29 protein-coding genes are annotated in these 25,882 nt (G+C 40.6%); 17 read left to right on the top strand and 12 right to left on the bottom strand.

Annotation, left to right across the window (positions count from 1 at the left end; translation table 11 throughout):
- Positions 1–51 precede the first annotated feature (51 nt).
- Positions 52–897: an alpha/beta fold hydrolase gene (locus tag ACPZ3T_RS23225; RefSeq protein WP_490271809.1), complete on the top strand. Its 846-nt coding sequence runs from the start codon at positions 52–54 to the stop codon at positions 895–897.
- 110 nt (positions 898–1,007) lie between these two features.
- Here ACPZ3T_RS23225 and yidD read toward each other — a convergent pair whose 3' ends face one another.
- Positions 1,008–1,238 carry a membrane protein insertion efficiency factor YidD gene (gene yidD / locus ACPZ3T_RS23230; protein WP_490271810.1) on the bottom strand — a complete coding sequence of 77 codons (231 nt, stop codon included), beginning with the start codon at positions 1,236–1,238 and terminating at the stop codon, positions 1,008–1,010.
- Between the two features lie 63 nt (positions 1,239–1,301).
- On the opposite strand from yidD, the gene ACPZ3T_RS23235 reads away from it, so the two are divergent.
- The 4 genes from ACPZ3T_RS23235 to ACPZ3T_RS23250 all read left to right on the top strand — a co-directional run bounded on the left by ACPZ3T_RS23235 (position 1,302) and on the right by ACPZ3T_RS23250 (position 3,996).
- A complete protein-coding gene (locus ACPZ3T_RS23235; RefSeq protein WP_490271811.1) occupies positions 1,302–2,006 on the top strand; it encodes a diacylglycerol/polyprenol kinase family protein in 705 nt (234 codons plus the stop codon).
- Positions 1,994–2,137, top strand: coding sequence for a hypothetical protein (locus ACPZ3T_RS23240; RefSeq protein WP_490271812.1), 144 nt, complete (start codon positions 1,994–1,996; stop codon positions 2,135–2,137). Before ACPZ3T_RS23235 ends, ACPZ3T_RS23240 begins: the two co-directional genes overlap by 13 nt.
- 49 nt (positions 2,138–2,186) lie before the next feature.
- Complete coding sequence (locus tag ACPZ3T_RS23245) at positions 2,187–2,402, top strand: hypothetical protein (RefSeq protein WP_490271813.1); 216 nt, start codon at positions 2,187–2,189, stop codon at positions 2,400–2,402.
- A gap of 127 nt (positions 2,403–2,529) precedes the next feature.
- Entirely contained in the window at positions 2,530–3,996 is a 1,467-nt protein-coding gene (locus ACPZ3T_RS23250; protein ID WP_490271814.1) for an AAA family ATPase, read from the top strand.
- 442 nt (positions 3,997–4,438) lie between these two features.
- Here ACPZ3T_RS23250 and ACPZ3T_RS23255 read toward each other — a convergent pair whose 3' ends face one another.
- Entirely contained in the window at positions 4,439–5,782 is a 1,344-nt protein-coding gene (locus ACPZ3T_RS23255) for an ABC transporter substrate-binding protein (RefSeq protein WP_490271815.1), read from the bottom strand.
- Positions 5,783–6,017: 235 nt separating this feature from the next.
- On the opposite strand from ACPZ3T_RS23255, the gene ACPZ3T_RS23260 reads away from it, so the two are divergent.
- Positions 6,018–6,776, top strand: a complete 759-nt coding sequence (locus ACPZ3T_RS23260; protein WP_490271816.1) for a YebC/PmpR family DNA-binding transcriptional regulator — start codon at positions 6,018–6,020, stop codon at positions 6,774–6,776.
- 11 nt (positions 6,777–6,787) lie between these two features.
- Positions 6,788–7,393 (top strand): Uma2 family endonuclease, encoded by a 606-nt coding sequence (locus tag ACPZ3T_RS23265; RefSeq protein ID WP_490271817.1) that lies wholly within the window; start codon positions 6,788–6,790, stop codon positions 7,391–7,393.
- A 4-nt stretch (positions 7,394–7,397) separates the two neighbouring features.
- On the opposite strand, the gene ACPZ3T_RS23270 is transcribed toward ACPZ3T_RS23265, so the two are convergent.
- Positions 7,398–7,889 (bottom strand): hypothetical protein, encoded by a 492-nt coding sequence (locus tag ACPZ3T_RS23270; protein WP_490271818.1) that lies wholly within the window; start codon positions 7,887–7,889, stop codon positions 7,398–7,400.
- 206 nt (positions 7,890–8,095) lie between these two features.
- Entirely contained in the window at positions 8,096–9,757 is a 1,662-nt protein-coding gene (locus ACPZ3T_RS23275) for a DUF3352 domain-containing protein (RefSeq protein ID WP_490271819.1), read from the bottom strand.
- Between the two features lie 254 nt (positions 9,758–10,011).
- Here ACPZ3T_RS23275 and ACPZ3T_RS23280 point away from each other — a divergent pair, with 254 nt between their 5' ends.
- The 6 genes from ACPZ3T_RS23280 to ACPZ3T_RS23305 all read left to right on the top strand — a co-directional run bounded on the left by ACPZ3T_RS23280 (position 10,012) and on the right by ACPZ3T_RS23305 (position 14,811).
- Positions 10,012–10,371: a rhodanese-like domain-containing protein gene (locus ACPZ3T_RS23280; protein ID WP_490271820.1), complete on the top strand. Its 360-nt coding sequence runs from the start codon at positions 10,012–10,014 to the stop codon at positions 10,369–10,371.
- A gap of 60 nt (positions 10,372–10,431) precedes the next feature.
- Positions 10,432–10,557 (top strand): hypothetical protein, encoded by a 126-nt coding sequence (locus ACPZ3T_RS23285; RefSeq protein ID WP_490271821.1) that lies wholly within the window; start codon positions 10,432–10,434, stop codon positions 10,555–10,557.
- 227 nt (positions 10,558–10,784) lie between these two features.
- Positions 10,785–11,879: a heat-inducible transcriptional repressor HrcA gene (gene hrcA, locus ACPZ3T_RS23290; RefSeq protein ID WP_490271822.1), complete on the top strand. Its 1,095-nt coding sequence runs from the start codon at positions 10,785–10,787 to the stop codon at positions 11,877–11,879.
- A gap of 11 nt (positions 11,880–11,890) precedes the next feature.
- Positions 11,891–12,583: a DUF2834 domain-containing protein gene (locus tag ACPZ3T_RS23295; protein WP_490271823.1), complete on the top strand. Its 693-nt coding sequence runs from the start codon at positions 11,891–11,893 to the stop codon at positions 12,581–12,583.
- Between the two features lie 158 nt (positions 12,584–12,741).
- Entirely contained in the window at positions 12,742–13,293 is a 552-nt protein-coding gene (locus ACPZ3T_RS23300) for a hypothetical protein (RefSeq protein ID WP_490271824.1), read from the top strand.
- Between the two features lie 384 nt (positions 13,294–13,677).
- Positions 13,678–14,811 carry an amidoligase family protein gene (locus ACPZ3T_RS23305; protein WP_490271825.1) on the top strand — a complete coding sequence of 378 codons (1,134 nt, stop codon included), beginning with the start codon at positions 13,678–13,680 and terminating at the stop codon, positions 14,809–14,811.
- 23 nt (positions 14,812–14,834) lie between these two features.
- Here the strand turns inward: ACPZ3T_RS23305 and ACPZ3T_RS23310 are convergent, their stop codons facing one another.
- The 6 genes from ACPZ3T_RS23310 to ACPZ3T_RS23335 all read right to left on the bottom strand — a co-directional run bounded on the left by ACPZ3T_RS23310 (position 14,835) and on the right by ACPZ3T_RS23335 (position 20,319).
- Positions 14,835–15,284 carry an SRPBCC family protein gene (locus tag ACPZ3T_RS23310; protein ID WP_490271826.1) on the bottom strand — a complete coding sequence of 150 codons (450 nt, stop codon included), beginning with the start codon at positions 15,282–15,284 and terminating at the stop codon, positions 14,835–14,837.
- Between the two features lie 19 nt (positions 15,285–15,303).
- Positions 15,304–15,492, bottom strand: a complete 189-nt coding sequence (locus ACPZ3T_RS23315) for a CPXCG motif-containing cysteine-rich protein (protein WP_015139820.1) — start codon at positions 15,490–15,492, stop codon at positions 15,304–15,306.
- 14 nt (positions 15,493–15,506) lie between these two features.
- The gene (locus ACPZ3T_RS23320) at positions 15,507–17,132 is read right to left on the bottom strand and encodes a B12-binding domain-containing radical SAM protein (RefSeq protein WP_490271827.1); all 1,626 of its coding nucleotides are present in this window, start codon (positions 17,130–17,132) and stop codon (positions 15,507–15,509) included.
- Between the two features lie 179 nt (positions 17,133–17,311).
- The gene (locus ACPZ3T_RS23325; RefSeq protein WP_015139818.1) at positions 17,312–17,566 is read right to left on the bottom strand and encodes a SemiSWEET family sugar transporter; all 255 of its coding nucleotides are present in this window, start codon (positions 17,564–17,566) and stop codon (positions 17,312–17,314) included.
- Positions 17,567–17,728: 162 nt separating this feature from the next.
- Positions 17,729–18,625, bottom strand: a complete 897-nt coding sequence (locus ACPZ3T_RS23330; protein WP_490271828.1) for an RpnC/YadD family protein — start codon at positions 18,623–18,625, stop codon at positions 17,729–17,731.
- 29 nt (positions 18,626–18,654) lie between these two features.
- Positions 18,655–20,319, bottom strand: coding sequence for a hypothetical protein (locus ACPZ3T_RS23335; RefSeq protein ID WP_490271829.1), 1,665 nt, complete (start codon positions 20,317–20,319; stop codon positions 18,655–18,657).
- A gap of 111 nt (positions 20,320–20,430) precedes the next feature.
- Here ACPZ3T_RS23335 and ACPZ3T_RS23340 point away from each other — a divergent pair, with 111 nt between their 5' ends.
- On the top strand, positions 20,431–20,583 hold the full coding sequence (locus ACPZ3T_RS23340; protein WP_490271830.1) for a hypothetical protein: 153 nt from the start codon (positions 20,431–20,433) through the stop codon (positions 20,581–20,583).
- A gap of 2 nt (positions 20,584–20,585) precedes the next feature.
- Here ACPZ3T_RS23340 and aroC read toward each other — a convergent pair whose 3' ends face one another.
- Positions 20,586–21,674: a chorismate synthase gene (gene aroC, locus ACPZ3T_RS23345; protein WP_490271831.1), complete on the bottom strand. Its 1,089-nt coding sequence runs from the start codon at positions 21,672–21,674 to the stop codon at positions 20,586–20,588.
- Positions 21,675–21,836: 162 nt separating this feature from the next.
- Positions 21,837–22,295 carry a hypothetical protein gene (locus ACPZ3T_RS23350; RefSeq protein ID WP_490271832.1) on the bottom strand — a complete coding sequence of 153 codons (459 nt, stop codon included), beginning with the start codon at positions 22,293–22,295 and terminating at the stop codon, positions 21,837–21,839.
- A 136-nt stretch (positions 22,296–22,431) separates the two neighbouring features.
- Between ACPZ3T_RS23350 and ACPZ3T_RS23355 the strand changes: the two genes are divergently transcribed.
- From ACPZ3T_RS23355 to ACPZ3T_RS23365, 3 genes are all read left to right on the top strand, one after another.
- Positions 22,432–24,183, top strand: coding sequence for a DUF389 domain-containing protein (locus ACPZ3T_RS23355; protein WP_490271833.1), 1,752 nt, complete (start codon positions 22,432–22,434; stop codon positions 24,181–24,183).
- Positions 24,184–24,344: 161 nt separating this feature from the next.
- Positions 24,345–25,238: a YihY/virulence factor BrkB family protein gene (locus ACPZ3T_RS23360; protein WP_490271834.1), complete on the top strand. Its 894-nt coding sequence runs from the start codon at positions 24,345–24,347 to the stop codon at positions 25,236–25,238.
- A gap of 212 nt (positions 25,239–25,450) precedes the next feature.
- Positions 25,451–25,855 carry a DUF4112 domain-containing protein gene (locus tag ACPZ3T_RS23365; RefSeq protein WP_490271835.1) on the top strand — a complete coding sequence of 135 codons (405 nt, stop codon included), beginning with the start codon at positions 25,451–25,453 and terminating at the stop codon, positions 25,853–25,855.
- The last annotated feature ends 27 nt before the right edge of the window (positions 25,856–25,882 follow it).

Genomic DNA, 25,882 nt, shown 5'->3' on the forward strand with positions numbered 1-25,882 from the left:
GTGATCACTGCAATGGTAAGATTTTCCATATCAAACTGATAGGAAAAGAGCGTGTCGATCACAGAAAATAAAATAATAGTAGATTCTTTAGAATGGTTTTATCGGGAAGCTACACCAATTGGAGAAAGTGACTTATTACCTGTAGTTTTACTGCATGGAATCCCATCACAAAGTTATAGTTGGCGAAATATTATACCAGCTTTAGCCAACCAAGGAACAAGAGCGATCGCACCAGATTGGATTGGTTCTGGATTTTCTGCGAAACCGGAAAAATATGAGTTTCCCTACACTCCCGATGCTTATATTAAAGCATTATCAGGGTTAATTGCAGCCTTAGAATTAGAGCGTTTTTCTTTAGTTGTGCAAGGTTTCTTAGGTTCTGTTGGCCTGCAATATGCTTTAAGAAATCCTGAAAAAATTGCTAACATTGCCATTTTAAATACACCCATTTCTTCGGATGCCAAATTACCTTGGAAATTACAACAAATGGGTTGGCCTTTTGTCGGTGATATGATGACACAAGACCCCCTATTAATTGACCGCACTTTAGAAGGTGGTAGTCGTTATCGCATCGAAGACAAAGATTTAGATATTTATCGCCAACCATATTTGAAAACTTCCGCCGTTGGACGTGCATTATTAGCGACAATTCGCAATTTGCAACTACCAGCAGCCATGACAGAAATTACATCAGGCTTTCAACAATGGCAACAACCAATTTTAATTCAATGGGGAATGATTGATCCTTGGTTGCCCATAGATGTAGCAGAAACTTTTGCCAAGTCTGTACCGGACGCAGAAGTAATTAAACTCAACAACGTCGGACACTATCCCCAAGAACACTATCACGAAACAATTCTACAAGACCTATTACCCTTTGTGCGTCGCAGTAAGTAATGAGTAATGAGTAATGAGTAATGAGTAATGAGTAATGAGTAGTGAGTGGGCATTGTATTTTTCTCCCCCTGCTCCCCCTGCTCCCTGCTCCCTCTGCCCCCTGCCTAGAACTACTCCCCAGTCACCTCCTTCTCCGGTACAGGATCATAACCACCGGGGTGGAAGGGATGACAACGCAAAATCCGCCTGGTAGCCATCCAACCGCCGCGAAATATGCCAAATCTTTCTATGGCTTCGATAGCATACATGGAACAAGTTGGCTGAAAGCGACAAGTGGGAGGAAATAGGGGAGAGATAAATATTCTGTAGCCTTGAATTAACCAAATAAATAATTGCTTCATTACTGTCGCCCAAATCTTATAAATTGGTAACAAGGATAAAATGTTTTCTATCTTGTAGGAGCTTTGTTAAATCAATTTCCTGATTTCATCTTAACCCCACCTGTATGGCTGCAAATTACTATTGTTGCAGCTTGGGTATTTTTTATTTTAGCGATCGCTGGTTTAGTAAGTCGCTTTGCTACCAGTGATCCCGAAATCATCCGTAAAATAGTTCATATTGGTGCTGGTCATGTTATTTTAATCGCTTGGTGGTTAAATATTCCTGCCAGCATCGGCATTGGTGCTTCAGTTATAGCCAGTGTTGTGACTCTGTTATCCTACATTTTTCCAATTCTTCCTGGTATCAATAGCGTAGGAAGACAAAGCCTAGGGACATTTTTTTATGCGGCTAGTGTAGGGGTTTTAGTCGGTTGGTTCTGGTATGTAAATCAACCCCAGTATGCAGCAATTGGCATGATGATTATGTGTTGGGGTGATGGACTCGCAGCGTTAGTTGGTCAACGCTTTGGTACACACAAGTATAAAGTTTTAGGAGCGCAAAAAAGCTGGGAAGGCTCTTTAACTATGGCTGTGCTGAGTTATATCGTCTGTAGCCTAATTTTATTGGGTGTATTCGGCAATATTTGGCAAACTTGGACAGTATCGCTAGCAGTTGCATTAGTCGCCACCAGCTTAGAAGCTTTTTCATTTTTAGGTGTTGACAATTTGACCGTTCCTATAGGTAGTGCAGCGTTAGCATTTATGTTAATGCAGTTATGGGGAATTTAGGGGGCAGGGGGCAGGGGGCAGGGGAAGGAGGCAGGGGGCAGGGAGCAGGGGTCAGGGAGCAGGGAGCAGGGGGAGACAAGGTAGACAAGGGAGACAAGGGAGAATTTCTTTCCTCTCCACCCCTACACTAGGCTGTTGACTTTGTTGAAATTTGGGCGGTTTTTAGTAATTTTGTACGCGATGTTTAATTTGTGCCTCAAAGCCTTCTCAAAACACAGTTTCAGCCATCGTAACTACGCACATTTTTTGCATGGACAAAATCCCAAAAAAGGTACAGAGTCAACAGCCTACCCCTACACCCCTACACCCCTACACCCCTACACCCCTACACCTGTCAGGGACAAGGAAGGTGTTGACTCTAATCAACTGTCAACTATCTCAATGAAGAAAATTTAATCTAGGGGCTGAAGTGCTTGTGGTAGAAAGATTTGTGGATATTAGCAATTAAGTCAGTCTGTTGAGGCGTGTTTAGAATGAATATAGTTAGCAGCTGATTCTACACACAGAGCTACAGAGGAACGCAATGCTAATTTTTGAGGAACACTTTCAAGATAATCGTTGTAGCTGGGTAACACGGGATAGCTCAGAGTGCAGCCTTTACATGGAAGTGGGTCACTATGTATTTGACCACAAACGTGCAGGTGATGCTTATTGGCTATCGTGGAACTCGGCGGAGTTTTTTTATGATAGAACGGATTTTCATATTCATATAGTCTTAGAAAAAGCTGCTGGTGTAGATGATCATGGATATGGGTTTGTTTGGGGACTATTAGACGATCGCAATTTCTTTGAGTTTGTGATTTCTGGTAATGCTTGTTACCGTATCGCTAAGGTGAAAAATGGTAGCTTTGTCAACTACACAGATTGGAAACGCTGCGATCGCATTCAACGCGGTAATGCTGTTAATTTACTAGAAATTTGTCGTGTAGGTCAATTTGTCGAGTTTTATATTAACAGTACCCTAGTAGATAAATTCCCCGCCGATAAGTTAATGGATGTCCCCGGGCGCAATTTTGGTTTTGTCATCCACGACAAAATTAAAATGAAGGTTCACAGTCTGATGGTGAGCGCGCCTGATACAGAAAAAGATATTAGTGAAGGGAATCTAGAGGTTTATGATTCTCGATATGAAACCAAAGCTACCTTTGTCGAGCATGAGCCACCTGATCACGATAGTCTAGAGGAAGTGTTTGCCGATTTAAAAGCGTTGGTTGGACATGAGCGCACCAAGCAGCAACTTTTTTCCCTAGCTAATTACCTCAAAGTCCAAACGGAACGACAAAAGCGGGGACTGAAAACTGTAGATACTTCCCTACACTTAATGTTATATGGCCCACCAGGGACAGGTAAAACTACTATTGCCCGGTTAGTCGGACGATTATATAAACAATTAGGATTTCTGGAACGGGGACACGTTGTGGAAACTGATCGTGCGGGGATTGTAAGCGGGTATATTGGACAAACTGCGCTGAGGGTGGAAAATGCTGTGCAGCAAGCCTTAGATGGTGTATTGTTTATTGATGAAGCTCATGCCCTTGCACCTGAAGATAGCCCTAATGATTATGGCAAGGAAGCATTGCAGATATTAATTAAACGCATGGAAGATCAGCGCGATCGCTTGGCAGTGGTCATAGCTGGTTATACTGAAGAAATGGATCGTTTACTAGATTCCAATCCAGGCTTTAAATCCCGTCTGCACCGCTTATTTTATCTTGATCACTACACGCCTCAAGAGTTGTTGTTAATTTTCAAGAAATTCTGCCACGATAACGGATATAATCTCGATCCTTCAGCAAATATTATCTTACAAGCTACTTTTGAATTAGCATATGTCAACCGAGACAAAAATTTTGGCAATGGACGTTTTGCTCGTGCCTTATTTGAACGCAGTATTGAACAACAAGCTAATAGAATTGTCCATGATCTCCATAAGTTAGATAATTCCCAGTTAACACTAATTACAGCAGAAGATTTATCCGTAAATCTCTAAGTTCCAGAGAAAAAATATTCAAAATGTAGGGTGCATCAGCATATTTTTAATGTATAGCAATCGTGCTTGATTATTGAACAGATACGTAGGGGAGGCAAATTGCAGTGTGGATTTTCCTCCTGCAATATTGCCGTTGTGTTAGCAGCGAGAGTACAACACCTAGCACCAATTCCTGTGGTGCGTTACGGCTTACGCCTAATACCGTTTCACCTTAAGATTGGATACATTTAGGCAAGCAGGGGAAGCAGAGAGAAGTCCGAGCGGCGGAACTTCGGAGGGGAAGTAAGGGAGGCAGGGGGAGCAAGAGAAATGATTTGTATCAATAATTTCGTGAAATGGTATAACACACCCTACATATACTTAGAATTTTTCAGAAATCAAATCGGATTCCTAGAGTAATTCTGAACTAAAATTACCGTCGATTGCGTTCAAAGTAGGTAGTTCACTTAAAAATTAAATCCAAGCGTTGCTGACTAGTTTTTAATGCTACTTCTGGGGAACTTTTCTCTAATACAACAGCTTCTACGGCTCGACCTATGCTATCTGAAATCCGATTATAACCAGGAAAAATAGGACGACTCCGCCCATATTGTGCCTGTTCTAAAAATACTTTTACCTGTGGTAATCTCTGCACAAACTCTTGATATTTTTCACTAGTCCGAGATTTTAAATTAATCGGTAAATAGCCGGCTGCTAGTGCTATTTCTGTTTGAAATTCTTCACTCATCGTATATTCAGCAAAGGTAAAAGCAGCTTTTTGACGTTGCGGTGTAGTCTTAAAAAAGAATAAATTCTCGCCACCAATACTAGTAGCTGGATTTTGATTCACAGGTAGGGGAAATACACCAAAATCAACGTCTGTTGTTTGCAGTTGTCCTAAATTCCAAGGGCCATTGATTTGCATTGCTACTCTTCCTGAAAGTAGGGGGTCTGTCTCGTAACCCCGTTCTGGACTAGATAGCATTGTCGAACCATCTTGGACTAGATTACGCCAAAATTGTAAAGCTGCGATCGCCCCTTGATTATCTTGCAACATTACACCTGCTGCATTGCTGACATCACCACGCACCAATTTACCGCCACTACTCCACATAAACGGTAGCCACGTAAAGACTGTAAATTCCCCTTTCCCTAAAGGTAGAAACATTCCATACTGGTCTACTTCGCCATCACCGTTAATATCACGAGTTAATTTTTTAGCAACTTGGCGAAACTCCTCCCAAGTGCGCGGTGTTGTGGTAATACCTGCGGCTTGAAATAAACTCGGACGGTAAAAAATGCCAACATTATTAGTAGCAAAAGGTACTGACCAAAGTTTGCCTTGATACTCCATAGAGGAATAAAGAGCCGGGTCGATGTCATCTTTAACTGGTGATTTAGACAACATCTCATCTATGGGAATCAACGCACCTAGTTCTACTAATTGACCTGTGATAGTGGGGTTAAACCACAATAAATCAGGTGGGGCGTTACCGACAACAGCCGCTAAAATTTTCGGCATTTGCTGGTCTTGCTGTCCTACATACAGTGACTCTACATGAATATTTGGGTGTGTTTGATTAAATTTATCTACCAGCTTTTGCAACACATCCCGGTTTGGTGGCGGGTTGACTCCATGCCAAAAAGTGATCTGAGTAACTTGACTTCCTTCCACTCCAGACCGTATAGTCTGGCATCCGCTTACAGTTAATATTGTTACTAAGAGTAACAACAGTAAACGACGCAGACTAGACTGCAACTTTTTGCTTTTGACTTTGGATTTGTGGGGAGTGGAAGAAAACCGCATAGGAGAGTAATTCGTAATTCGTAGTTCGTAATTCGTAACGATGCTCCGCCCCGCTACGCTAACGTAATTCTGTACAAAAAGACTACGCCCATATGGGGACAAAGCCAAGACCCTGAAGGCTGATTTTTTGACTAGTACCCAATTCCCTGTCCCCAATCCTTAATCTTGCCTTTGCATTTGGAGAGAGGATATATATATCCTAGTCTATTGGAGAGTGCAGAAATAATTTTAGGTTATGGCAGGTCATAGTAAATGGGCAAATATTAAACGCCAGAAGGCAGTAGTTGATGCCAAAAAAGGGAAAACTTTTACACAGCTATCGAGAGCAATTATCGTAGCTGCAAGGAACGGTATCCCAGACCCAGCAGGGAATTTTCAGCTACGTACAGCAATTGAGAAAGCTAAGATTGCGGGTATTCCTAATGACAATATTGAAAGAGCGATCGCTAAAGGTGCGGGTACATTTAGCGGCGATAATAATACCTTAGAAGAAATTCGATATGAAGGATACGGCCCTGGTGGTGTAGCTATCTTAATTGAAGCTCTCACCGATAATCGCAATCGCACGGCGGCTGATTTGCGGGTAGCTTTTAGTAAAAATGGCGGAAATTTGGGTGAAACTGGCTGTGTTAGCTGGATGTTTAACCAAAAGGGGGTGTGTGTAGTTCAAGGTGTGGTGGATGAAGACAAGTTATTAGAAGCATCCTTAGAAGGTGGCGCGGAGTCTTACGAAATGAGTGAGGAAGAAACAGCCGAGGTATTTACTGAGGTAGCGAATTTAGAAACCCTCAACCAAACTCTTAAACAGCAAGGTTTTACAGTCCCTGAGGTAGAATTGCGCTGGATTCCTAGTAATAATATAGAGGTGACAGAACCCGATCAAGCGCGATCGCTCCTCAAATTAATTGATACTCTAGAGAGTTTAGACGATGTGCAGAATGTCACATCTAATTTTGATATGTCAGAACAGTTATTAGCTGTCAGTATGGCTTAGATACCACTCCGATGACTCATACACCATCAAAACTTTTCAGCTTTGAGGATTTTGTGGCTGAATATGGCAACAATCCCCGCTATGAATTGGCTGACGGAGAATTAATAGATATGGAACCCACAGGCCCCCACGAAACCGTTAGCGGCAAACTAGCAACTAAAATCGGTATTGCTATTACCAACGCACAACTGCCTTGGTTTATTCCGAGGACTTGTCTGATTCGTCCCTTTGCTGATGCTATGACTGCGCGTAGACCAGATATTATCGTCCTAGATGAAACTGTTCTATCCAGCGAACCCCTTTGGGAGCAAGAACCAGTAATTACCCTCGGTCGCTCGGTTAAACTAGTGGTCGAGGTTGTAAGTACGAACTGGGAAACCGATTACGCTCGTAAAGTTGAAGAATACGCGCTTTTAGGCATCCCGGAATACTGGATTGTTGATTATCGAGGAATCGGCGGAGTTGCTTTTATTGGTAGACCCAAACAACCAACTTTCACAGTTTGCCAGTTGCGTGGTGATGACTACTATCAACAGCAATACCGTCTAGGTGAAGCGATCGCTTCTGCTATCTTACCAAATCTGCAACTACGGCTTGATGATATCCTACCTCGTTAAACCCCTATTTTTCCTGCACTGTTAAAGTGTAATTGTACTTAACGCCTGGTTGGAATACACCCACCCAAACGTGATAAGTTCCTGCTTTCCATTGCAAATCATCAATACTAGCGTCCTTACTCTTACCAGTATCATCACCGCAACGAATTGTTTTATCGTCTAGCCCTTTAACGACTAAAGTTGTATCGTTATCTCTACTATTCACTAAGATTTGCAAACGGGAAAAATCTTTTTCTAAAACCATGATGTAATCAGGATTGGGATCAGCGAAGCCAACACAGAGATTACGATTGCGATCGCGTTTAGTAATTGTTGACAAAGAATAAGATCCGCCAGTATAACCGCTTATTTTTCCCTGTGCTGGACTAAACCCCGGTGATAGTTTTAATGTCCCGAAATTAGGTGTTTGTGCAATTACAGGAGTAGCAATGACAGCTGCTAATAAAGCTGACAGCCATGCACCACCTAAATTTAGCCTGGAAGGATGGTTTTTCATATTAACCTGGAAAATATGCTTTTATAACAATATATGTATATACATATTTTAGTTAAAAATTTTCGCTGAAATTCTATAAAAATGTGACACATTTTCATGTGCCACATTGAATTTTTTTAAAGAAATTGTAAATTTAAATTATGATGCGGAACTAATCATGTATTGATGCTAGTTCGCGGTTATTTGCATCATCTGAGCTATAGTTTCTAGGGATTGAGTTCTAGGAAAACCGCACCTTTGAGCGTTTCTGTGTCACTACCATAACTGCTAAAAGTAAGCGATCGCAGTTGATTAAAAAACGGTTTACCAAGCACTTCCAACAGCTTAAGAATAGGTAACTGCCGCTCTAACAAATTGTGACTTTTATTCCAGTCAAGATACACATAACCTTGATTGGGTTCAGGAATCACCGCTAGACTGTTTTGAAAGTCACGGTTTTTGAGGATAGAGTCACTCTGATTGGTAAAAACTTCGTTAATTGTTTCTAAATCAGAGGTAAAGACTTCGTAATTTCCTAATGTTGTATGTATACCCTTAACCTTAGCTTCTACAGTAAATGAGGGTTGAGTTTGCTCCGCAGATTTTTTAGTGTTGGCGATTAATTCTGTCCAGGCGGTGACTTTTTGCTGATCCAAACGCAGAGAATTAGTGTTGAGTCCTTGGGAAGAAGCGATCGCATCTAAACGTGTAATTCCATCTGCAATACTATCTTGTTTTTCCACCACAAACACCCAACCAGGCGCAGTTTTACCACCACGGGCAATTAATCCCAGTGCATATTCCCCTTGCACCCAGCTAAATACATCCTCTCCCAAGTTCATCCCCCAAGCTTTTTGAATCGCTAATAAAGGTTGTTCTAACCGGGAAATTACATCTGTTCCTGAACCGGAGATGGCTGTTTTAGCTTGTGTCCAGAGTTTGTCTAAATCGCTGTCACCCAAATGATCTAAATGAGAACCAGCAATCACCACACCTGCGGATGGGGGAATGTATTGCAATGCCCCTACAGGTTGGGACAATGGGGAAGATACTGGCGTAACTTCAGAGGTAGCGAGAAAACTAGTTTCTGCTAACACACCCTTGGGGTTTAACGTCAGAGCAATAACTTGACTATCGTAAATCGGTTCTGGTAGTTCTAAACCTTGCCATTGCGCCAAAGTGGGGAGATTAAAGAAAGTCACCGCCACAGCACCCTTTGGCAATTGTTCCATAGCTTTTTGGTATCGGGGAGAACTAGTCAAATTTAAGTCAGGTGCTTGCACATTATTAATTGCATCCCGCAGCACTCGAACATCATTGGCAAATAAGACAAAGTTATCCACCACCGTACCCGCTAGAGGTTCTTGCTGGGGTTGTGCGTCATCATAAATCAACCTAGCACCGTTATACTCCTCCGTAGCCAGATTTGCTCCCGCTAACACCCGCTTGGAGAATAATAAATCGACAAACTCCCGGCTGGCTTCTGGTTTTTCTGTAGCTAGAGCCATTAAATAGCCTGATTGCTGACCATTTTCAGGATCACGATCAATATCTTGGGTAGTGACAGCCAGAGTAATTTCATTTCCTAGCCAGGGTTGAATATCTTGGCGATAATCTAGACCAGTATTGGCTAATAAACCAGTTTTAATTTTAGATAATTCCCCCGAACTTTCCCAAGCCTGTAAACGGTCAGGATTTACCAGTAAAGATACTGTAACAGGTGCAAGTTTAGACACAAAGATAGCAGCACCAGACTCAGAAGTAGAACTAGAAGCAATCAAACTGACTGGAGTTTTAGTAAAAAACCAGTAACCAGCTGCGATCGCTGCTATCACCAATGCGATCGCACCAGCTACGATAAAACCAGAAAATGAACGTTGTGTATTCACAATAGACCTATCTAGCACGAAGGTTTACAGAATTGGGAATTGGGAATTGGGCATGGGGCATGGGGCATGGGGCATGGGGCATGGGGCATGGGGCATGGGGTAGACAAGGTGGACAAGGTAGACAAGGTAGAATTTATTTCCCCCTACACCCCTACACCCCTACACCCCCTGCTCCCTGCTCCCCTGCCTCCCCAGTCCCCAATCCCCACGTTTTCTGTCAACATGAATAATATAGGATTGTTAAATAAAACGACATGACAGGGAATATTTCAGGTCAACCCATTACTCAAATTAGTGTAGAAGAACTCGCACAACGTCTAGCTACTAATGATGCAAATATTCAGTTAATAGATGTACGTGAACCCCAAGAATTAGCACTGGCAAAAATTCCAGGTTTTGTGAACCTTCCACTAAGTGAATTTACTCAGTGGTCACAGGAAATCCCCGCTATGTTCAATCCTGATGCCGAAACCCTGGTGCTATGTCATCACGGTATGCGTTCTGCCCAAATGTGTCAGTGGTTACTAGCTCAAGGCTTTACGAACGTAAAAAATATTGCCGGCGGGATTGATGCCTATTCTATCGTGGTTGATCGTTCTATTCCGCAGTATTGAAGGGTGTGAGGGTGTAGGGGTGTAGGGGTGTAAGGGTGTAGGGGGGAAATAAATTCTACCTTGTCTACCTTGTCTACCTTGTCTACCCCATGCCCAATTCCCTATGCCCAATTCCCAATTCCCCATGCCCCATGCCCCATGCCCAATAACCGAAAAAATACGTATCCAAAAATACAATTTGCTTGATTAATCTATAGAATAATACTGAAAAATATCAATATTTAGTTTGAATTAAAGCTTTTTGAGCTAGAAGTGTGCTAGACCAAATAGCACCTGAATACTTTCACGTTAGCTACTAAAATAGAAGTAAATATTTCGCTAATTAAATTAGCCAATTTTAAATTTTTTTTACATTCAATTTCAAAAGTTTTTTTAAAACCTGATTAAAATCTGCTTTCCCACAAACATATCCTATGCAAGTCCAGTTGACAAATCGACAGCAGCATATACTTTGGGCAACGGTACGTCATTACATAGCTACGGCCGAACCGGTGGGTTCAAAAGCTTTGGTCGATGAGTATGACCTGGGCGTGAGTTCAGCTACCATTCGTAATGTAATGGGTGTCCTGGAAAAGTCTGGGTTACTCTACCAGCCACATACCTCCGCCGGCAGAGTACCGTCTGACTCAGGTTATCGCATTTATGTTGACCAGTTCATTACACCCTCTCTACAAGATGCTACGCGCACAGATTCTTTAGCGAAGAATGTAGAACTGGCTTTACAACAGCGTCTGCAATGGGAAGATTGGAGTATGGAAATCCTCCTACAAGGCGCAGCGCAGATTTTAGCTAGCTTGAGTGGGTGTATTAGCTTGATTACGATGCCGCAAAATAATACAGCAACCGTGCGACATCTGCAATTGATGCAGATAGAAGCTGGACGTATCATGCTAATTTTGGTGACGGATGCTTATGAAACCCATTCCAAGCTGATGGATTTACCCCCAAGCAGAACAGAAACCAAACCCGATGCAGAAGTAATTGATCGGGAGTTGCAGATTGTTTCTAATTTCCTCAATAGCCATTTGCGGGGTCAAAGTCTGCTAGAAATTAGCAATTTAGATTGGAGTGAGTTAGATCGGGAATTTCAATTGTATGGCGAATTTTTGACTAATTCTGTAGCTGAATTGGCGCGGCGGACTGTTGCACCAACGGCTACTCAGATTATGGTGCGGGGTGTGGCGGAAGTTTTGCGTCAGCCGGAATTTTCCCAACTCCAGCAAGTGCAGACAATTCTCCACCTACTGGAAGAAGAACAGGAACAGCTTTGGCCACTAATCTTTGAAGAACCAGAAGAAGAAATCACCAAACCAAAAGTCACAGTCCGAATTGGCACAGAAAACCCCCTCGAACCAATTCAGACTTGTACTTTGATTTCGTCCACCTATCGCCGGGGTGCAGTTCCGTTAGGGAGTGTGGGAGTTTTAGGGCCGACACGCCTAGATTACGAAAATGCGATCGCAGTTGTGGCTGCGGCTGCTGATTACCTCTCAGAAGCTTTGAGTTAATTACATAAATCATGGTCAAAAAAATTGCCTTTGGGGTGCTGTGGTTAGGGTTCATCGTTTATGCTTTTATCTTCGCACCGCCTGATAATCCCGATACTTTTGAGTTAATCAAAAACTTGTCTATCGGTCAGTGGCAAGGTATAAATCCCTTAGTCATAGCCTTATTTAACCTCATGGGCATTTGGCCTATGGTTTACAGTGCAGTGTTATTTACTGACGGGAGAGGGCAAAAAATACCAGCTTGGCCGTTTGCGGCTGCGTCTTTTGGTGTCGGTGCATTTGCACTCTTACCTTATTTAGCTTTACGACAACCAAATCCCCAATTTACTGGCAAAAAGAACGCCTTGATTAAATTGCTAGACTCTCGCCTTACTGGTATTTTTCTCACCGTAGCAGCAGCAATTCTAGTAATCTATGGTGTAAGTACAGGTGATTGGACTAATTTTGCCCAACAATGGCAAACTAGCCGCTTTATCCATGTCATGAGTTTAGATTTCTGCCTACTTTGTCTATTATTTCCAGTATTATTGGGTGATGATATGGCGCGTCGCAATTGGAACAATCAGCAATGGTTCTGGTTATTCGCTGTAATTCCCCTCTTTGGCGCGTTGATTTATTTGTGTGTGCGTCCTCCTCTCCAAGAAACAGTTACACTCTCACAAGAACCATCTCAAATTGAACTACCATTAAAGGCTCGTAGTTAGGACTTTAGTCCTTAATTTTCTGGAATAGTTCACTTTCAATGAGTATCAATTAATAACCTCAAAAGGTAAGATTTCACACAAAAGAACTTATAGCTTTTGTGTAGAGGGAAATTTTGCCATTTAACAGTTATTACTACTCGCGTCCATAGGTAAGCAATATGAAATATAATCTGCGGATTTTCTTATTATTATTAGGCATATTTGTAGGCTCTTTTGGCACTGCCATTAATACAGTTTTAGCTCAAGAAATAACTGTAAACTCCCATAATCAACTGCTGAACTCCTCCACAAAATCAGCAAATAAAAACGTAAAAGATAAAGAATTACAAGCTTTCTTTAATAGCCAATACGACTATTGGGATGCCCGTGTTTTAGCAGATTTCTGGGGAGAAACTGTAGAAGATGCAAAAGCCAGAATGGGTAGAAAAATCCTTTGGGGGCCAGCAGACATTGCTATTTTAGAACAGTTTCTTGTAGATGCTAGGCTGCAAGCACTCCGCTCCGTCAGACGATCGCGTCCTGGTGATGCTAGTCCCTACAAATTATATATAGAATCAAGATACAACTATAATGATGCTGCCGCACTGGCGAAATTTTGGGGAGAAAGATCCCCTATAGATGCTAAACTCCGCATCGAACGCAATTTAATTTTGGGTAACGATGAAATCATCGAACAAGCTTTACAATACGCTCGTTCTCAGAATAGATAAATTAGCTCTCAAGAAATTCAGGGGTGTAGGGGTGTAAGGGTATAGGGGAAGAAAAAAGTGTTGCTTCTATAATTTTGCTGGTACGTAATTGCGTCACTTGGAGGATGATATTTTGGATCTACCCAATAGACTTATTGCATCAATACTTTGGTGTTGCTAACAAGATTTTTTAAAAGCTCACGCAAAGGCGCAAAGGCGCAAAGAAGAACGCAGGAAAATAACTCTTGAAATTATGTATTAGGATTGTTCAATTATTTGTGCAAGAGGCCTAATATTCCGCCTACTCATTCTCTCTAAGTGCAGTAAATCATCCCGCAATTATGCAACGCCGATATTTTTAAATAACCATAGGGTGCTTGCTGCACCCTAATTTTATAGAAAATTATGTCTGAATTAAACTGGAAAATTGGCTTTGAAATTGAGTTAATCGCACCGAAGAAACTCAGCCGAGAGGATTTAGCAAAACTAATATCCCAGCAACATCACGGTTTAGTGCGTCGCATATTTTACCCCCAGTCTGAACCGAGTCATGTACCCGGAACTCCTTTATTCCATAATCTTACCTTGGGGTTTGAGGTGATTAATCAGCAAGGAGATTTGGTAGCGCGATGTGTAGACGATTTAACTCTACAAGAAGACTTAGATAAAACCGCAGCACCCCAGCCTGGATGGTATCGCATTGTGAGCGATGATATGAGATTACTAAATTTAATCACCTGTAATGCTGATGCGGCTGCTCCCTTAGATAAAGTTCTTCAGCCAATTGCTAGTCTATTTGCTACTGATTTAGAACCAGGAGAAGGGGGAATGATACGTATAGCTGATTATATCGGTAATCCGATTGCGATCGCAGCCCCCCTTCCAGGAGAAAGAGAACGTCCTTGTGAACTCATTACCCCACCTATTGATACCAACTATCTCCAACGTCTAGAAAGTCTCTTAGCATCAGCACGTTCTCTAGGGTTTACAATTCCCGTTGAGGGTGCAACTCACATCCACTTTGATGCTGCACCTTTATGTTCTACTAGGGTTTTTGCTAACTTAGTTAACCTTTTATGGACTCACGGGGAAAATTTAAAACGGCTTGTAGGTACTAATCCTAAATGTAGACGTTTAGGAACATGGGATGAAGATTTATTGATGTTAGTTAATGCACCTGATTTTTGTGAATTATCTTGGTGTGAAGCCAGAGAATATCTTGTTCAATTACAGTTAACAAAATACTGTGATTTTAATCTCAAAAATCTCATTCATCAAATTCCTGAAAAACATACTTTTGAAGCGCGGATTTTTCCAGCATGGATAGATTCACAACCGATAATTGAAGCGGCAGCATTAATGGAAGCAGTCTTAAATTATGCCATAGCAGCACCAAAAATATTACCCAGTTCACCCCTAGCATGGCAATTAGAATCTGTGCAAGACTTGCTCACAGAACTACCAATGAAAGCAGATTTTCGTCAAGTTTGGTTGTCTCGCGCTGCTAGGGTTGATGAGGAAAAAGAGGTAAGGGTGTAGGGGTGTAGGGGAAAGACACACTACTACCTTGATTCACACTCGCGCTTAGTCACAAAATGGCGATAGCGGAACATAGCTTCTAATTGGGCTTGTACTAACCAACCACCTAGAAATTCTACAGTGTCCCCTCCAGGCATAACATAGGAAATATCATCAGTCAGTTTAGTTTTGTTCCCTTCTGGTTGAAATATATGGCGATGTATCCAAGAATCAAAAGGCCCAGATATCTGGACATCAGTAAAGTATTGATTTTTTTCGTATTCAGTGTGACGCGCTAACCAAGTTAGGGGTAAAACTCCGAGAAACAAACGAAATTCTGTAATTGCGCCTACAGTTAACCCTCCCTCACGGCGAACTACTTGCAAGGGTTGCCAAGGTGGGGTTAGTAGCTGTAATATATCTGATCTTTCGTGGAATTGCCAAACTACTTCCACTGGCGCGTTAATGACTGAGGAATGTTGAAAGTGCAGCATGGAAAGGAAAACCTACAATTTAGCCTTCGTACTCGGTATCAATTTCAATTTCTAGCGTATCTTCATCCACTCGAATATATAAGATATTAGGACGACAACAAACTTGGCAATCTTCAACATAAGATTGCTGTCCCCCAGCACTTAAGTCAATAAATGTTAAGTTGGGTTCACCGCAGTAAGCACAATAAAATTCAGCTGTGTTTTGCATTCATTTGTTGAGTGTCAATTTAATTCAAAATTGCCATGACTGGTAGCTTCAGCCAAATGCTTTAGTAGTGTAGACTGTGGCAGAGGCCCTTGCAAGTGACTCCAGGGTAATATCTGCTGATGTGACCAATTATTATGGACGTAGTAATCTAAATCGGGAATTTTACCCTTTAGTTCCTTAAAAGCGCGCTTGTAGCTTCCCAAGGTGTCGCCGAAGTTGCGGGTAAGTTCGAGAAGTTGGGAAATTCTGCGATCGCCTCTCGATATCAAAGCTTGTATAATCGACCAATTATAGCTTTCTGGGCGAAAATCTATACCCTGGGGTTTAAGTTGTTTTTGTAACCACTGCAACCGCTTTTCTGCTTGACGATTTACCCCAAACCATTGAAACGGTGTATGGGATTTTGGTACAAATGTACTACAGCCAAAGGTGAGGCGTAGTCCCGGTGCGGCTTTTTTTATACTCCGCATCATTGCTACTGTTGCGTCTAAATCTGCTGGTTCTTCCCCTGGAATACCTACCATGCCGTAGAGTTTTAAGCCTGTCAAGCCGCCAGCTTTGGCATTGATGGCTGCTTGGATAATTTCGTCGTTATGCAGCTTTTTATTGATGATTTGGCGGACTTTTGCCGAACCACTCTCTACAGCTATGGTAAGCGATCGCGTGTCTCGTTTCGTCAAAGTTTTCGCTAACTGTTCTGTCACCGTATTAGTTCTAACTGAGGCAATACTCAGCCGCACATCATCATATTTTGGCTGACTAATATAATCTAATAGATTTTCAAATTCTGGATGTTGTGTAACAGAAGCACCCAATAAACCCAAGCGATTTGTAACTTGTAAACCTTTTTCAATGGCGGGAATTAAAGAACCTTCTAAACTCGCCGTTCTAAAAGGTAAAGTTAAATAACTAGCTAAACAAAAGCGGCACATTTCTGGACAACTCCGCACCACTTCCACCATAAAAATATTTTCCCAAGCCGCTTTTTCAGTCACGACAGTTGAGGCTGAGAGAGTATTTCCCCGATAAGTTTGCTTCTGCACTACGGCGGGAATTTCTGAGTAAATTGGTTGAATAGAACTAATTTCCCCGTCTATTTCTTGATACTCCACTGCATACAAACTCGGCACATAAATTCCTGGGACTTGTGCAAGTGCTTGCAATTGAGTTTGTCTAGAAGCATTTCTCACCTCTTTATAAGCTTCTATAAAATTCCCTAATAAATTTTCCCCATCCCCTAATAAAATTACATCAAAAAAATCAGCAAAAGGCTCAGGGTTAGCAGTGAGAACTGGGCCACCACCGAAAACAATAGGGTGAGAATCATCACGATTAATGGCGCGAATGGGGACTTCTAAAGATTCCAACAAATTTAAAATATTCACATAATCTAATTCCCAAGAAATCGAAAATCCGACAATTTCTGGATTTCTAGGAAGTGATTCCGAAATATCAGTAAATAAACGACTCACCTCCACATCATTACGCATTGCCAAAGTTGCCCAGACTACCTGATAGCCCAAGCTAGTGATACCTACTGTATACTCATTTGGGAAAGCGAATATCAATGGTATGGCGTTGGTTTCTGGTGTAGCAGGAGTAAATAACAGGCGTTCAGCAGTAAATAAAGAAGATGTCACAGGTGCTTAATTAAATCAGGTAACAGGGTTGGGGTTAGAAGATGTTTTGATAACAATATAGCGTTTCCTAGTCTACTGAGGTACAAATCTCTGTGTACCCACCGAAGTTATGATCGGTGGAAGCCGCCGCTCATACTTCTCTCTGCGCTTTACTTTGCGTACCTCTGCGTTTCAAAATATTATCTATATTTAATTTTAAGCCATAGAATTACAAAGTTGAGAGCCAAAGTTGTGCCGTTAGCAAAAATAATCGGCCAAGCTTGCAGATAAATTCCATATAGTAACCATAAAAAAAGACCACTCATAAATGTAATCAGCATGAGGTAAGAAACATCTTTTGCTGATTTTGTGCGCCATGTTTGCAACACTTGTGGTAAGAAAGCAATGGTGGTTAATATAGCGGCTGATAATCCTAAAATTGTGATAAAATTCATATAATATTAGAGATAGATTGTATACAAACAATAAAGAAGATACTCAAAAGTACCTTCATTTTCAGATAACAATATGATAGTTTTTTAGAGAGGTATTGAGACAGGCGATCGCTAGAATTATGATAATACTTTTAACTCTCCATTATCCCAGTTAAACCAGCATTATTGGCGAAATCTAGCAATTAATTCTTCACGAGATAATTGTAAAAGTAAAGGGGTAAATTCCTCCGCATTCAATGCTAATAAAGGTTGAATAATGGCTTGCAGTTCATTATCTAATTCACCAAAGCGAACTTTGAGTAAATTTTCTACTACCAATCTTTCCCCTTGTTGAATCCCTCTTTCTTCACCTTCTTGCATTGCCTGTTCTCGGTCTTGTTGATAAAGTGGTGCTAACCGCATAACTAACTCCCTATCATCTTCATCTTGAGTTTGAGTTAATTGTAAATTCTGTCGCAAGTTGTATAGTAATTCTAACGCTGCTTGGCGAAAAAGATTATCAGGATTCAGTGATTCTAGTTCATCTATCGCTCGTTTTTGGACATTTCCTCTACCAATGATTCGCAACCACAACGTTTCAGGAATAATAGGTAACTGATGAATTGCGATGATAGCTGTACGTAAATGTTCTGGAAGGAAATAAACTCCAGGTAATTCGTCAGCTTGTAGAGTAGCACCAAATCCTGATAAAAGTGGTGCTGATGCGGTGGGGGTGAGAATCCATAATTTTGGTAAGTCAGGTTCAAGCAGGCGTGTGTTATTACGATTTGCTTGTCGTTGTAAATCTCCCCGCACCTCTAGTAATTTTAAAAGACAATCGCAAATTTCTGTAATAGATGCAGCGTTACGGAAAGGTTCAAATAATGCAGGTGTAGTAGTAAATTGTGATAATAATCCGAAGGTTTCAGGAATAGTGCTTGGTTGTGATTTGGGGATGAAATAAACATCAATTTCTCTAACTTCCCCTGCTACTCGTCGCGCTGCTTGAACTTCACCGTAGGGAGTGAGTATTTCTTCTAAATAATCTTTTGCAAACTGGTCGTGAATAAATCTAGTCATGTGTTAAACTTTAGGCGATGCACTCCAGTTTATTTGCTTTTATCTTGCGATTTTTTGAGATAAGATTTAGCCCATGAATAGCGTTTTGCATCTTTTTTCAACAGATATTCTGCGGCTTCATGTCGTTTATTATCATCTTTTGTAATTCTGAAAACTCGTTTTATTTCATAATCTATATCTTCAGCGTCAGCACCTCTTTCTATAGCTTTTTCAAACCAATAATCACCTTCTTTATATTCATCTCTATCATAACAGATAGCACCCATTAAAGTGTAAGGTTGATGAGCATCAGGTTGATACTCGATAGCATTTCTTGCACAACTCTCTGCATCAGCTAAGTTATCCTGATCTCTGAAAGCTGCACCTCTAGTTACTAAAATCGCTGACTTAAGCTTATTTTCTCTAATTTTTACTAAGTCTAAATTAGTAATTCTCAATGCTTGCTTAGACTCATTCGCTTTACGCCAATAACTACTAGCTGTGGGGATATTCCATTTATTTCCAGTACGCTTCATTTCCTGTGCATAAAATTCTGCTTCTAGTCTGTAATGTGCAATTGCAATCAAACCGTCACGAGACAACATATTTTGTTCGATTAGTTGAGCCACTAAAATCGGATCAAGACGTTCCTGATTTTCCAGTTTCAACATAATTGTATAAAATGGCTGCATTGGTAAATTAGGATCTATCAATCCATATTTCTTTTTAAGAACATTAAAGTGCTTCTGTTGTGCTAATTTAATAATATCCTCATATCCATGAAGCTTCAGCCATTCAAGTTCTGAATTATTCAGTAATTCTTCTAGATTTATCTTAGATTTTAAGCTAGAGGCGTATTGTTCATCCGCAAATTTTATAGTCTCAGTCAGTTGGCGTTTTTTGAGGAAGTTAATATCTTGCTCAGATAAATAATTCCCTAATTCAAGTCTTTGGAGAACTTTATATAAATGACTCTTAGGCGATGAATCGGCGTATTGATTTGCTTTATACTTAATTTTTAAATTTGCAAATTCTTGTATTTGTGCCAATTCTTGAGCAATGGTAACTGTTTCAGTAAGTCCTTGCTTTTCTAGCCATTTTAATTCTTTGTCCATTAATCTTTCACCTTGCTCAAGCTTTTGTAATATTGGGTATAGGTGACTAGAAAGAGAATCAATTGGATAGTCGTTGGCGTGATATTTTATTTTTAGTTGAATAAATTTTGTTTGCCTTTCTGCTTCTTGTTGCTCAAAAATTTTGACTGTTTCAAATAGTTCTTTTTTCTTCAACCAGTCCAATTCAGGATAGCTGAGCACTTGCTGATTCTCTAGCTTTTTAAGAATTTTATACAGTGGACTATTAGGTGATGAGCCTTCATATTGAGTGGCTTTATATTTTTCCTTCAGGTTCAAAAAATGCTTTTCCAATTCCATCTTATGAGCAAGAGCAATTGTCGAACCAAGCTGATGATTTTTTAGCCATTCAATCTCTGAATTAGCCAGTGATTTTTCAGAATTAAGTTTCCAAAGAATGGGATAAAGAGTAGTAGAAATATTTTTAAATGCTTGATTTTTTTTAGATACTTGATATTCAGATTTTAACAATTCAAACTCATCTTCTAGTTTTCTTAATTCGTCTAATTTAGATTTATGATTTTGAGCAAGTATTTTAATAGTTGCAAAAAGCTTATTTTCTCTCAACCACGATAATTCCAATTCAGTTACTTCAATTCCTAAGTCCACTTTTCGTAAGATGAGATATAGCAGACTAGAGGGTGAGGAATCTTGATAATGAGTAGCTTGATATTTAGATTTGAGTGTAGCGAAATGTTTAAGCCGATTTTCAGATTCTTGGTTCATATAGTAGATGCGATCGCACGTTTTAATGGTATTATTCGCTACTATAACAAATTCACTAAAAAAGGGCGAGTCACACACTCACCCCATACAAATCAAGCTTTACAGCAATTATACGGATAAAATCACAGCACCTTACACTGACCATGTTGGCGTAACAAATGATCGCACAACACCAACGCCACCATCGCCTCTACCATTGGAACTGCACGGGGTAAAACACAAGGATCATGTCTTCCCTTCGCTGCTAATAATGTTTCTTCACCCTCTCGTGTTACCGTTTTTTGCTCTTTTCTAATGGTAGCTGTAGGCTTAAATGCCACCCGCAAAATGATATTTTCCCCATTAGAAATACCGCCTTGAATCCCACCAGAACGATTAGTTACGGTGCGAATTTCCCCATTTTCATCTATATAAAATTCGTCGTTATGTTCAATTCCTGTTAATAGTGTCCCTGCAAAACCTGAACCAATTTCAAAGCCTTTGCTAGCGGGGAGAGACATCACAGCTTTAGCAATATCAGCCTCTAATTTGTCAAATACAGGCTCACCCAAACCTTTGGGGACATTGCGCGCTACACATTCCACAACACCACCGATAGAATCACCTTGTCTACCAGTTTGCTCAATTAATTCAATCATTTTTTGCGCGCAATCGCCATCAGGACAGCGCACAATATTGCTTTCAACTTCATCCAAAGTGACAGTATTGGGGTCAACTACACCCTCTAAATCCTTGATGCGCTTGACGTAACCGATAACTTCCACATTGGCAACTTGACGGAGAATTTTTTTAGCGATCGCACCTGCTGCTACTCTCCCTATTGTCTCACGGGCTGACGACCTGCCCCCACCTTGCCAATTACGAATCCCATACTTTGCATCATAGGTAGCATCCGCGTGGGAAGGACGATACTTTTGCGCCATCTCGTCATAATCTTGAGGACGAGTATCTTTGTTTCGCACCAAAATTGATATTGGTGTCCCCAAAGTTTTACCTTCAAACACCCCAGACAAAATCTCACAAGTGTCTGCTTCCTTGCGGGGAGTCGTAATTTTACTTTGTCCTGGCCGTCTTCTATCCAACTCTACTTGAATTTCTTCAGCCGAAATTTCCAGTTGCGGAGGACAACCATCAATCACAACCCCCACGCCTCCGCCGTGAGACTCGCCAAAAGTAGTGATCCGAAATAGATGTCCAAAAGTATTGCCCATAATATGTAGAGGAAAAAGGATGAAGCTTATGTATTGTACCTAGAGTTTCGGTCAAAATTAATTGCCAATACCAATTCGCAATTAAGAAAGTCAGACACCATCTGGGTTTCAAGCTTTACATCTGTTGCTTAATTTTGAATAATTGGTATTATTTATTACTCATTATTTATTGCTCATTACTCCACGCTCCTTAGCAAGACTATCAATAGCATCCCCTAAAGCAGTGGTGAGACTCTTACGGGTTTGTTCGTGGTTCTCTTGTTCTGTTTTTAATGCGTGTAGTAGGCGATCGCGTTCTTGAATTAGAGACACGACTTTGGCTTTTAAGTCTTCTACAGTCTTGATGGCAGCGACTTCCTGCTGAATTGATTCTCTGGTGGTAGAGTTGGGTAATGTGGTTAAATCAATACCTTTGAGTTTTTGAATTTCTGCTTTTAGGGATGCGATGGTTTTGCGGTTGAGATCCGCATCCGTGCGCCGTTGTTCTGATTCAGTGTTATAAAGTTTACGCCATTTCTCCGCACTTTCCCAGGCTGCATTGCGATCGCGCTGTTGTTCTAATAGCTGTTCTCGCAGTGATTCAATTTCAGCTAACCATTGTTGTGTTAAATCTGTACTCATAATCAATTTTGTTTGTATTTTAAGTGCAGTTATAAGCTATTACAGGCAAAATAGAAAATTTTATTTTTATATCCTCTAATATAGAGTGTCAATTTATCATGCAATCATTTAAGTCGTACTCACTAATAATTTAAATATGTTTAGAGATTGGTTTGCAGACAACTTGGGAGTTAATCAAGCTCGTAAAGAACAAGTATATCTAGATATATGCAGTTCAGTCAGCCTGGAAGATATCAGTTATTGGATTCAGGTTTTATTTGCAGCAGGTATTGCTACCCTAGGACTAGTCTTAAATAGCCCAGCCGTGATTATTGGCGCGATGTTGATTTCTCCGTTGATGGGGGGAATTTTAGCTAATGGACTAGCTTTAGCTACGGGTGATGTGATTTTAGCAATGCGGGCGTTGCTTAATCTGGTGTTGAGTTGTACGGTAGCGATCGCTTTTGCTGTCATACTAGTATCTCTCTTACCCTTTAAGGAAATGACAGCCGAAATTGCGGCGAGAACTCGACCGAATATTTTAGATTTGGTGGTAGCTTTATTTTCTGGTGCGGTGGGTTCTGTGGCCATTTGCAAAGAACCCAAGGGGGTAGCCACTTCCATACCTGGGGTAGCGATCGCAGTGGCTTTAATGCCACCATTATGTGTTGTGGGTTATGGTATCGGTATCGCCATCAGTGTCAATTCTATTAAGGGGTTACAGGTAGCTAGTGGTGGCGGCTTGCTGTTTTTTACCAACTTAGTAGCAATTACTTTTACTGCAATGTTGGTTTTTTTGGGGTTGCATATTGATAATCTTCAGATTAAAGAAAAAGTTAGGCAATGGCGAAATACCCATGAAGAAAGTATTTGGATGCAGGGGATTTTAGAACGATTACCTGCATATCAAAGATTAAAAAGAATCGGCAGTCTACCAGGTAGATTATTGCTCATTTTTATGACAATTGGCGCGATTATTTTTCCCCTGAATCAATCTCTCAATCAACTCAGGCGAGAAATTACACTACAGCAACAAGAAAACCGCATTCGTCGGTCAGCTACAGATTTATGGCAAGAGCAATTTGCAACTTTTGCTGATGGTGAACCAAGGTCTTATATTGGCAATATTTCCACCGCCGAAAAAAATAATAAATTGACAGTGCAACTTCAGGTATTTAGTAGTAAAGAATATACATCGGATGAACAAAATAATTTTATTCAACAGTTAGCCTCTCGTTTGGGAAAACCTGCGGAATTAGTAGGGCTGAAATTAATTGAAATTCCCACCGCATCTAGTGAACTTTTAAGACCTATACCAGAAGAAAAACCCCCTGAACCTGTGATTAGCATTGCTCAATTACAATCTAGTTTCTTGCAAGAAGTAGAATCAGCTTTGAGTGAAATGCAACTCCCCCAACCAGCACAAATGATTAATTATGAATTAATTACTATTCCTAAAGAACCATTACGCATTCGGTTACTGTATTTAAGTGAACGGGATATTGATAAAGATGCTCAAATATTACTAGCTGATAGTGTGAGAAATAAGCTAGATTACCAATCTGCTCTAGTGAGTATGCAGAGAATAGCGGCTAATTTAGGGGCAATATCTTTTGAGCGTAATCAGTCTACCATTACACCAGATAATGCCAAGATATTAGATCGGGCGGGGCAAATTTTGCAGCGATTTCCTAACTTGCAACTAGAAGTAATAGTTAACCAAGAACTAGAGGAACAGCAAGAAATTGGCCAATTGCGATCGCAGTCTATTAGAGATTATCTCGAATCTAAGTGGAAAATTAACAGCGATCGCCTAATTTTAGGAATCGGAACAGAACCACAACGCCCCGCCACCCTCAAACTAACGATAAAATCACCAACAACCCCACTTACACCAATTCAAAATTAAGCCAGTCAAAAAAAGGGTGTAGGGGGTAGGGGAAGACGGCTCATTCTATGGCTTGAAACCCCTACCAATGCAATCGTTATAAAACTTACAAATTACGAATTACGAATTACGAATTACGTAGCTTGCTTCCCGTAGGGTATTACGAATTACGAATTGCACATATGCCTCAACCTCGCTTTGTCAGCTTCTTTCGTCATTTAACTTGGCGGACATTCAAAAAAACCGTAGCTAGAACCATGAAAAGGCGACTTTTAGGGTTAGCTTCCGAAATTGCTTTTAATGCCATGTTATCTTTGTTTCCAGCAATTTTGGCAGTCCTGACAGCTATTGGTTTATTAGAAGAATCGTTGCAAAATACGTTCAAACAAATAGCAACACAACTGAGTCAAGTCGCGCCACAAGAAGCAATGACATTGATTCAAGATTTTGCTAGCCAAGAAATAGCTCATTCTAAAAATAGTGGGTTATTTTCTCTCAGTTTTGTCATTGCACTATGGACAGCATCAGGGGCTGTCAGCACGGCTATGACAGCGTTTGATCAAATTCATCAAATTCCACCAGAAAAAACTCGTCCCTTTTGGAAAGCTAAAATTATCTCATTAGGTTTGACAGTAGGCACAATTTTACTATTGGTATTAGCTTCTTTCTTGGTGTTTATCAGTGACTTACTATTACAATTTGTGGTCAGTGGTAACTCATCATTAATGTTCTTAGTGTCTATCTGGACATTGTTACGCTGGCCTTTAGCTTTAGGTATTGTGGCTACAGCATTTAGCTTTATTTACCGCTACGGTACTAGCGTTTGGAAATCAGGTACTCCCATTATGCCAGGAGCAATGCTTGCGTCTGTATTGTGGGCAATTGTATCGGCATTATTTCGGCAATATGTAGCGAATTTCGGTAACTATAACAAAGTTTATGGTGCAGTCGGGACATTCATCATTTTGATGCTGTGGCTATGGATGAGTGCGGCTGTTTTATTAATAGGTGATCAATTAAATGTAACTGTAGGCGAAGATATCCGCTCTCGGATGTATCAAGATGATAAAAATTAACACCAATTCTCCAAAAACCTGGAAACCCAGATATAGCCTTTCCCAGTCCAATGAAGTACACACCAATTTATTCACTGTTCCCTGTTCCCTAAAACGAAAAAACTTTGTACCTCACTAGCATGAGAAGGGCTATAGTATCAGACTTTCTTAATTACGAATTACGAATTACGAATTACGAATTACGAATTACGAATTATACCGATGGCAGTAGAATGTTGAACGATTCTATGAGAAATGAGCGATCGCACATCATGCCCGATGCTTCTACTGACTATAACTCTCAAGCGGCAACTTTAAAGCGTCTGCGTCAACTCAGTCGCCTGTTAGATACAGTGATTGCTGTTCCCGGTACACCCATTGCTGTAGGTTTAGATCCGATTCTCGGTTTTATCCCTGTCGGTGGTGATGTTTTAGGACTCATCCTTTCTAGCTATATTGTTTTAGAAGCAGCCAGACTGGGTATGCCTAAAAAAATATTAACGAAAATGATAGTAAATATTATTATTGATACTTTAGTAGGTAGTATCCCAGTTTTAGGAGATATTTTTGATTTTGCTTGGACAGCTAATCAATATAATCTCAAGTTAATAGAACAATACTTAAATTTTCGTCGCTAGCAAAATATCAGCAAATAATTTAGGCTT

Source organism: Aliinostoc maniaoense (assembly GCF_058172895.1).

Excerpts from the sequence above, each read along its gene's own strand:
- ACPZ3T_RS23340 (WP_490271830.1), top strand. The coding sequence starts at position 20,431 with ATGTTTAAGCCGATTTTCAGATTCTTGGTTCATATAGTAGATGCGATC.
- ACPZ3T_RS23245 (WP_490271813.1), top strand. The coding sequence starts at position 2,187 with ATGTTTAATTTGTGCCTCAAAGCCTTCTCAAAACACAGTTTCAGCCAT.
- ACPZ3T_RS23350 (WP_490271832.1), bottom strand. The coding sequence starts at position 22,295 with ATGAGTACAGATTTAACACAACAATGGTTAGCTGAAATTGAATCACTG.
- ACPZ3T_RS23365 (WP_490271835.1), top strand. The coding sequence starts at position 25,451 with ATGTTGAACGATTCTATGAGAAATGAGCGATCGCACATCATGCCCGAT.
- ACPZ3T_RS23300 (WP_490271824.1), top strand. The coding sequence starts at position 12,742 with ATGAAATATAATCTGCGGATTTTCTTATTATTATTAGGCATATTTGTA.
- ACPZ3T_RS23280 (WP_490271820.1), top strand. The coding sequence starts at position 10,012 with ATGACAGGGAATATTTCAGGTCAACCCATTACTCAAATTAGTGTAGAA.
- ACPZ3T_RS23325 (WP_015139818.1), bottom strand. The coding sequence starts at position 17,566 with ATGAATTTTATCACAATTTTAGGATTATCAGCCGCTATATTAACCACC.
- ACPZ3T_RS23310 (WP_490271826.1), bottom strand. The coding sequence starts at position 15,284 with ATGCTGCACTTTCAACATTCCTCAGTCATTAACGCGCCAGTGGAAGTA.
- ACPZ3T_RS23250 (WP_490271814.1), top strand. The coding sequence starts at position 2,530 with ATGCTAATTTTTGAGGAACACTTTCAAGATAATCGTTGTAGCTGGGTA.
- ACPZ3T_RS23315 (WP_015139820.1), bottom strand. The coding sequence starts at position 15,492 with ATGCAAAACACAGCTGAATTTTATTGTGCTTACTGCGGTGAACCCAAC.
- ACPZ3T_RS23355 (WP_490271833.1), top strand. The coding sequence starts at position 22,432 with ATGTTTAGAGATTGGTTTGCAGACAACTTGGGAGTTAATCAAGCTCGT.
- ACPZ3T_RS23260 (WP_490271816.1), top strand. The coding sequence starts at position 6,018 with ATGGCAGGTCATAGTAAATGGGCAAATATTAAACGCCAGAAGGCAGTA.
- ACPZ3T_RS23305 (WP_490271825.1), top strand. The coding sequence starts at position 13,678 with ATGTCTGAATTAAACTGGAAAATTGGCTTTGAAATTGAGTTAATCGCA.
- ACPZ3T_RS23360 (WP_490271834.1), top strand. The coding sequence starts at position 24,345 with ATGCCTCAACCTCGCTTTGTCAGCTTCTTTCGTCATTTAACTTGGCGG.
- ACPZ3T_RS23255 (WP_490271815.1), bottom strand. The coding sequence starts at position 5,782 with ATGCGGTTTTCTTCCACTCCCCACAAATCCAAAGTCAAAAGCAAAAAG.
- hrcA (WP_490271822.1), top strand. The coding sequence starts at position 10,785 with ATGCAAGTCCAGTTGACAAATCGACAGCAGCATATACTTTGGGCAACG.
- ACPZ3T_RS23265 (WP_490271817.1), top strand. The coding sequence starts at position 6,788 with ATGACTCATACACCATCAAAACTTTTCAGCTTTGAGGATTTTGTGGCT.
- ACPZ3T_RS23330 (WP_490271828.1), bottom strand. The coding sequence starts at position 18,625 with ATGACTAGATTTATTCACGACCAGTTTGCAAAAGATTATTTAGAAGAA.
- aroC (WP_490271831.1), bottom strand. The coding sequence starts at position 21,674 with ATGGGCAATACTTTTGGACATCTATTTCGGATCACTACTTTTGGCGAG.
- ACPZ3T_RS23295 (WP_490271823.1), top strand. The coding sequence starts at position 11,891 with ATGGTCAAAAAAATTGCCTTTGGGGTGCTGTGGTTAGGGTTCATCGTT.
- yidD (WP_490271810.1), bottom strand. The coding sequence starts at position 1,238 with ATGAAGCAATTATTTATTTGGTTAATTCAAGGCTACAGAATATTTATC.
- ACPZ3T_RS23270 (WP_490271818.1), bottom strand. The coding sequence starts at position 7,889 with ATGAAAAACCATCCTTCCAGGCTAAATTTAGGTGGTGCATGGCTGTCA.
- ACPZ3T_RS23240 (WP_490271812.1), top strand. The coding sequence starts at position 1,994 with ATGGGGAATTTAGGGGGCAGGGGGCAGGGGGCAGGGGAAGGAGGCAGG.